At 34.7% G+C, this 6,514-nt stretch carries 7 protein-coding genes and 1 tRNA gene; all 8 read left to right on the top strand.

Annotated features, from left to right (window positions below; all coding sequences use genetic code 11):
- On the top strand, nt 1-1,174 hold a 1,174-nt coding region (gene aroA / locus ACJMLZ_RS08915), incomplete at its 5' end, for a 3-phosphoshikimate 1-carboxyvinyltransferase (protein ID WP_405305268.1).
- On the top strand, nt 1,171-1,800 hold the full coding sequence (gene nth / locus ACJMLZ_RS08910) for an endonuclease III (protein WP_405305267.1): 630 nt from the start codon (nt 1,171-1,173) through the stop codon (nt 1,798-1,800). The genes aroA and nth, both read left to right, overlap by 4 nt.
- Nucleotides 1,801-1,954: 154 nt before the next feature.
- On the top strand, nt 1,955-2,902 hold the full coding sequence (gene cysK, locus ACJMLZ_RS08905; RefSeq protein ID WP_405305266.1) for a cysteine synthase A: 948 nt from the start codon (nt 1,955-1,957) through the stop codon (nt 2,900-2,902).
- Between the two features lie 59 nt (nt 2,903-2,961).
- A complete protein-coding gene (gene cysE / locus ACJMLZ_RS08900; RefSeq protein ID WP_405305265.1) occupies nt 2,962-3,669 on the top strand; it encodes a serine O-acetyltransferase in 708 nt (235 codons plus the stop codon).
- Nucleotides 3,670-3,681: 12 nt separating this feature from the next.
- The gene (locus ACJMLZ_RS08895) at nt 3,682-4,062 is read left to right on the top strand and encodes a transcriptional regulator (protein WP_405305264.1); all 381 of its coding nucleotides are present in this window, start codon (nt 3,682-3,684) and stop codon (nt 4,060-4,062) included.
- 69 nt (nt 4,063-4,131) lie between these two features.
- A tRNA-Cys gene (locus ACJMLZ_RS08890) sits at nt 4,132-4,203 on the top strand.
- A 43-nt stretch (nt 4,204-4,246) separates the two neighbouring features.
- Nucleotides 4,247-5,596 (top strand): cysteine--tRNA ligase, encoded by a 1,350-nt coding sequence (cysS, locus tag ACJMLZ_RS08885; RefSeq protein ID WP_405305263.1) that lies wholly within the window; start codon nt 4,247-4,249, stop codon nt 5,594-5,596.
- A gap of 77 nt (nt 5,597-5,673) precedes the next feature.
- Nucleotides 5,674-6,426: a potassium channel family protein gene (locus tag ACJMLZ_RS08880; protein ID WP_405305262.1), complete on the top strand. Its 753-nt coding sequence runs from the start codon at nt 5,674-5,676 to the stop codon at nt 6,424-6,426.
- Nucleotides 6,427-6,514: the final 88 nt, after the last annotated feature.

Below are 6,514 nucleotides of genomic sequence, written 5' to 3'. Positions count from 1 at the left end.
TTTAGCTTCAATTAGAGCATGCAAGGCCCTTGGAGCACAAATCAATAAAACTGATAATTATTTGGAGGTCCTTGGAACTGGGGGTAAACTTCATAATTCTTCAAAAGAGCCAATAGATTTGGGAAATTCAGGAACTACCTTAAGATTAATGACATCAGTTTCTGCATTAAGTGATAATGAAGTCACTTTAACAGGTGATGATTCTTTGAAAACAAGGCCGATGGGATTGCTGATGGGAGCTTTACAACCTTTGGGAATCGATACAATATCATTAAACGATAATGAAAAGGCACCAATATTAATCAAACCGGGTTATTGTGGTGGTGAAACTAATATTTATGGCAATGTCAGCTCACAGTTCATTTCATCAATTTTGATATCTTCACCATTATCCAATCAGGGTGTCACTCTGTATGTGTTGCCGGAATTCAAATCAAAGCCTTATGTCAATATGACTTGGGATATTATGAGGAGATTTGGCGTTAAAACACTCAGGGGTTATTATCTAAAGCATGATAATTGCGATAAGGAGCATCAAAGCTGCAGAATTGATGAGTTTAAGGTTACAAAACAGGATTATATCGCTTGTGATTACACTGTTGAGGGGGATTACTCCTCTGCATCTTATCTTTTGGCATTGATAGCCATTAATGGTGGAAAAGCCAAAATAAAAAATTTATTTAGAAATTCCAAACAAGGGGATAAAGTAATTTTGGATATCCTGCAACAGATGGGTGCCAAGTTAGTTCGTGGTGAAGATTATGTTGAAATAGGATCCAACGGACAACTGAAAGCTATTGATGTTGACCTTTCTAATGCTCCTGATTTATTAATTACCGTTGCAGTATTGGCCGCAATGGCTGAAGGAACTACCAACATTTCTGGAGTTGCCCATGCAAGAGTCAAGGAAACTGATAGAATTGATACAACTTGCCGCGAACTTGAAAAGTTAGGTTGTAAATTAGTCGAACGCGAAGATGGAATGAGCATAACCGGGGGTGTGTCTTCAGGTGTAGTCGATTCTCATGGAGACCACCGATTGGCAATGGCTTTTTCATTAATCGGGCTTAAGCATGATATAGAAATTACAAATGGGGAAGTTTTTGATGTGTCCTTCCCGAATTTCATTGAATCAATGGCAGAACTTGGATTTGAACTGGAGCTGGTTAGATGAATAAAGAGGAACGTGTTATTGAATTAGTTAATCAATTGGACAAGACTTTTGAGATAAGAACATTTTTAGACCATGATCCTTATAGGGTGCTGGTTAGAACAATTCTCTCTCAAAGAACAAGGGATGAAAATACAGACCAAGCCACTGAAAACTTATTTTCCAAATACAAGGACATCTATGAGGTTGTTGATGCGCCAATTGATGATGTAAAGGAACTGATTAAACCTGCAGGGTTTTATAATGTTAAGGCAGCAAGAATTCAGGAGGTTTCACAGATTCTTATCGATGAATATGATGGGGAAGTTCCGGATACTTTAGATGAACTTGTTAAGCTTCCGGGTGTTGGCCGTAAAACTGCAAACTGTGTGTTGGTATTTGCATTTGACCTGCCGGCTATTCCGGTAGATACCCATGTTCACAGGATTTCAAATAGGTTGGGATTGGTTGATACTAAAGAACCTGAAGAGACTGAAGTGGAACTTTCAAAAATCGCTCCAAAGGATTTGTGGGTTAAGCTAAATGATTTGATGGTTCAATTCGGCCAAAATATCTGCAAACCGATCGGGCCTCAGTGTGAAATCTGTCCATGCACTGAAATATGTGATTATTTTGAGGAGAATATTTAATATTTCAAGACTTGAAAATTTAGTTTTTCCAAAACATTTATAAACTAAAACATTGTTATATAACAATAGTTATTATAACTTATGTTATATTGACTTTAAAATTACCCTTTTAAATATGCCTTTTAAAACAATTAATGTATAGGAGATAAAAATTATGGCAAATATTCCAAAATTAAAAAGAGGAGTTTTGGATAGCATTACTGATGCTATTGGAAATACTCCAATTGTAAGATTAAACAACTTAACTGAAGATTTAGAAGCAGAAGTGGATGTAAAAATAGAATCATTCAATCCAACAGGCAGTGTCAAGGACCGTGTTGCGGTTGCAATGATTGAAGATGCAGAGGAAAAAGGCTTACTCAAAACAGGTTCCACTATCATCGAACCAACAAGCGGAAACACAGGTATTGGACTTGCATTTGCTGCAGCTGCAAAAGGCTATAAATTAATTTTAACCATGCCGGAAACCATGTCCATTGAAAGGAGGAAATTCTTAAGTGTTTTAGGTGCAGAATTAGTTTTAACTCCTGGTGCTGATGGAATGGGCGGAGCTATTGCAAAAGCTAATGAATTACAAGAAGAAACTCCTGATTCAATTATCTTAGGTCAATTTGACAACCCAGCTAATGTAAAAATCCATGCTGAAACCACTGCTCAGGAAATCTTAAGGGACACTGAAGGAAAAGTCGATATTGTAATCGGTGGTGTAGGTACTGGTGGAACAATTACTGGAATTGGTAAAGTCCTTAAAAAGGAAGTTCCTGATGTAAAAATCGTTGCAGTCGAACCAAAAGATTCCCAGACTTTAGGAAAAGGTGAAAAAGGACCTCACAAAATCCAAGGTATCGGTGCAGGATTTGTTCCTTCAATTTATGATGCTGATGTCATTGATGAAATTATTCCGGTTGCAAACGAGGATGCCGGAAATACCTTACTCGCACTTGCTAAAAAAGAAGGTATATTTTCAGGAATATCTTCTGGAGCAGCAACTTGGGCTGCTTTAGAATTAGCTAAAAAAGAAGAAAACAAAGGTAAAAGGATAATAGCCATCTTACCTGATAATGGTGAAAGATACCTCTCTGTAGAATGGTTGTTTGAATAAGAATAACTATATATACCATATGTTATATAATTTAAAATATATCAATTTGAGGTTTATCAATGTTTAATAATTTGAGGGATGAAATTAAAGCAATTAAACAAAAAGATCCTGCAGCAAGGTCTACATTGGAGATTTTCCTATGTTACCCAGGATTTTATGCTTTAATATTCCATAGGGTTAGTCATTGGCTATGGAATCATTCTTTAAAATTATTGGCTCGTATGAATTCTAATTTAGCAAGATTCATTACAGGGATAGAAATTCATCCCGGCGCAACATTTGGTAAACGAGTATTTATTGACCATGGAATGGGTGTTGTTGTTGGGGAAACAGCAGTAGTTGGTGATGATGTATTGCTTTATCAAGGGGTAATTCTTGGTGGAACCAGTACTGAAAAGACTAAAAGACACCCTACACTTGAGCGCGGAGTAATTGTTGGTGCAGGTGCTAAGGTAATGGGTAACATTACAATTGGAGAGTACTCAAAAATCGGTACTGGTGCAGTTGTACTAAAGGATGTTCCTCCTGAATCAACTTGTGTAGGTGTTCCGGGTCGTATTGTTAAATGTAAAGGTGTTTCCTACAAAGAAGTTGATCTTAATCACGGAAAACTTCCAGACCCTGTTGCTGATGCAATTAGAACTTTGGAAAAACACCTTAAAGAAAATGATGAACAAATTAAAATCTTATTTGATAAAAATGAGATTTGTTTGGCAGAAGACATTAGAGATGAACAAGAAGAATTAGAGGATTTGTTTAAAAAATAGAAGGGATTTTTTATGAAACCGCCTTGTGAAATCGTTGTATGGTATGTAATACCAGCAATTAGGTCAGAATTAGCTAAAGAACTTTTAAATTTAGGTATGAGGCAAAAAGATGTTTCTGAACTTATGGATATAACACAGCCTGCAGTATCTCAATATATTACTGATAAACGTGGCAGTGGTATTAAACTTGATGATAATGTCAGAAGAATGGTTAAAGATTTTGCTCAGGAGTTGGCAGATGGAACAGCTACAAAAGCTCAATTGATTGGAAGAACATGTGCTATTTGTAAACATGTTGAAACTGCAGATGTTTTAAATCAACTTAACATTGACAAGTCTGAGCTTGGTGAAGATTGCCAATCTTGTTTAGGTTCTGAGACAGCAAATTGCTAAAATATTGGAATTCATAGTAAAGTATTTAAACTATTAATAACCAATATTTTATTATACTTTAATTTTAATGGCAAGTTTACCGAGTGGCTTAGGTGTGTGGCTGCAGACCATAATACGGGGGTTCAAATCCCTCACTTGCCTTTATTTTGCTTAATTATTGATTTTTTTTTATGGAGATATTTTTATGGATGTTTATTCTACATTAACTCGCAGTAAAGAAAATTTTGAAACTATAAATAAAAACAGAGTTAACTTGTTTGTTTGCGGGCCTACTGTTTATGATGATGCTCATATAGGTCATGGGAGGACATACATCTCCTTTGATACAATTAAAAGATATCTGGAATACAAAGGATTTGCAGTATTTTATATTCAGAACATCACTGACATTGATGATAAAATAATCAATAGGTCAAAGGAAAGCGGAATTCCCGCTAATGAGTTGGCCCGTAAGTTTGAAAAAAGATATATTGAAGACATGAACAAATTAAATGTCAATGGCGTCAATTTATTTGCTAGAGCAACTGATCATGTTGATGAAATTTTAGACCAGATTCAAAGATTAATCGATAAGGGTTACGCTTATGAAACTGAAGATGGGGTTTATTTTGAAATAGATAAGTTCCCTGAATTCGGTAAATTATCAAATAGGAATGTTGAAGAGTTGGAGTCCCACAGGGACATTGCTGAGACCACCAAAAAGAATCCTCAAGACTTTGCTCTTTGGAAAAAACGTGAGGGAGTAGACGAACCTACATGGCCATCCCCATGGGGAGACGGAAGGCCGGGATGGCATATTGAAGATACTGCAATTACTGAATACTACTTCGGACCTCAATATGATGCTCACGGTGGAGGATTGGATTTAATTTTCCCACATCACGAAGCGGAAATCACTCAAATGGAAGCGGTTTCAGGCAAAGCCCCAATGGTAAAATTCTGGTTGCATACCGGATTTTTAAATGTCAATGGAGAAAAAATGTCAAAATCACTAAATAACTTTATTACCATACGTGATTTATTAAAAGACTACGAAGCGGAAACCTTCAGATTCTTTGTTTTATCAACTCACTACAGAAGTCCGATTGATTTTTCAAAGGATTCCCTACATCAGTCTGCAAAAAGTTTAGACAGAATCAGAAAATACTATGAACTGTTGGATGTGGAAGTTACAGAAGAGATTAATTCTGATTATGAAGTGTTGGATAAATGGTCTGAGGAATTCTTTAGCAGTATGGATGATGACTTTAACACTCCGAAAGCCATTGCAGCCATTTTTGGCCTAATCAATGATTCTAAAAATGAATTGGATGATTTGTCTGATGAGGATAAAATAGCTATTAAGGCATTTTTGGATGATGCAAGCCATATTTTCGGCGTCAGTTTTGAAACTGAAGAGGTTAATGCCGGAAGTGATGATTTGCTTGATGTAATTTCTGAAGTAAGATCCGAACTAAGAGCCAACAAGCAATATGACTTATCAGATAAGATTAGGAATGATTTACAATCTTTAGGTTATGAGATTAATGACTAGGAGATTTTTCTCCTTCCACTATTTTTTTTAATTTTTATCAATACTTATTTAATTAGTAATTTTCTAAATATTAATTGATGAATGAAAAATTGAATAACTATTATGAATTTGGTTTATCCATATGGATATTGCTTGACTTGATTTTTTTAACTAGTTCATTAGTTATTACTTTATCTACTAAATCATATTATAATTTAATTATTTTTGATGCATGCCTATGTGCAGTATTGCTTATTGAATTCTTCTTTAGATTCTCTAAAGCCAAAAATAAAAAAAAGTTCTTCAGATCTAATTTCACGGAATTTATTGCAGGAATACCATTTGATTTGCTGTTGTTTCCGTTCCTCTCATTTGCCGGTGTACTATCCGTGCTGAAAGTTTTAAAGTTCATCAGAATCCTAATTTTGTTTGTACAATTATTTGAAGTCATAAATGTATTTCTAAAAGATACATATCTGGATGAAATTTTTGGTATCTTTTTAATTATTATCATTTCATTCACACTTGGCTTGTATTTGTTTGACCCAAGCATGAACAGTCTTTTTGACTCTTTATGGTTTGTTTTATCTACATTAACAACGGTAGGTTATGGTGATGTTTTGCCTAATTCTATGATTGGAAAGGTAATCAGTTTAATTCTTCTTATTGGTGGTGTGTTGATATTCAGTGCAGTCACAGGATCCATGGCATCATATTTCAATAAAAAGTTATTAAATGAAGGTAGTGAGGAACTCAAATCGATTAACGAAAAATTAGATGCAACTGAAAAAGAGCTTAAGGAATTAAAAGAGGAAATATCTAACTTAAATAAAAAGTTAGATGAAAAATGATTTTTCACAACTAAAATATAACAACCTTTATATACTAAAAATAACAGATGTTATATTTGTATAACAGCAGTTATATTTAATTTTTTGA

The sequence above is a fragment of the Methanobrevibacter sp. genome, from assembly GCF_045126245.1.
Classification (GTDB): Archaea; Methanobacteriota; Methanobacteria; order Methanobacteriales; family Methanobacteriaceae; genus Methanocatella.
This window is presented reverse-complemented; position numbering and strand designations above follow the sequence as displayed.

Bases quoted from the DNA above. Each gene is read 5' to 3' on its own strand.
- ACJMLZ_RS08880 (WP_405305262.1), top strand. From the start codon at position 5,674: ATGAATGAAAAATTGAATAACTATTATGAATTTGGTTTATCCATATGG.
- ACJMLZ_RS08895 (WP_405305264.1), top strand. From the start codon at position 3,682: ATGAAACCGCCTTGTGAAATCGTTGTATGGTATGTAATACCAGCAATT.
- cysS (WP_405305263.1), top strand. From the start codon at position 4,247: ATGGATGTTTATTCTACATTAACTCGCAGTAAAGAAAATTTTGAAACT.
- cysK (WP_405305266.1), top strand. From the start codon at position 1,955: ATGGCAAATATTCCAAAATTAAAAAGAGGAGTTTTGGATAGCATTACT.
- nth (WP_405305267.1), top strand. From the start codon at position 1,171: ATGAATAAAGAGGAACGTGTTATTGAATTAGTTAATCAATTGGACAAG.
- cysE (WP_405305265.1), top strand. From the start codon at position 2,962: ATGTTTAATAATTTGAGGGATGAAATTAAAGCAATTAAACAAAAAGAT.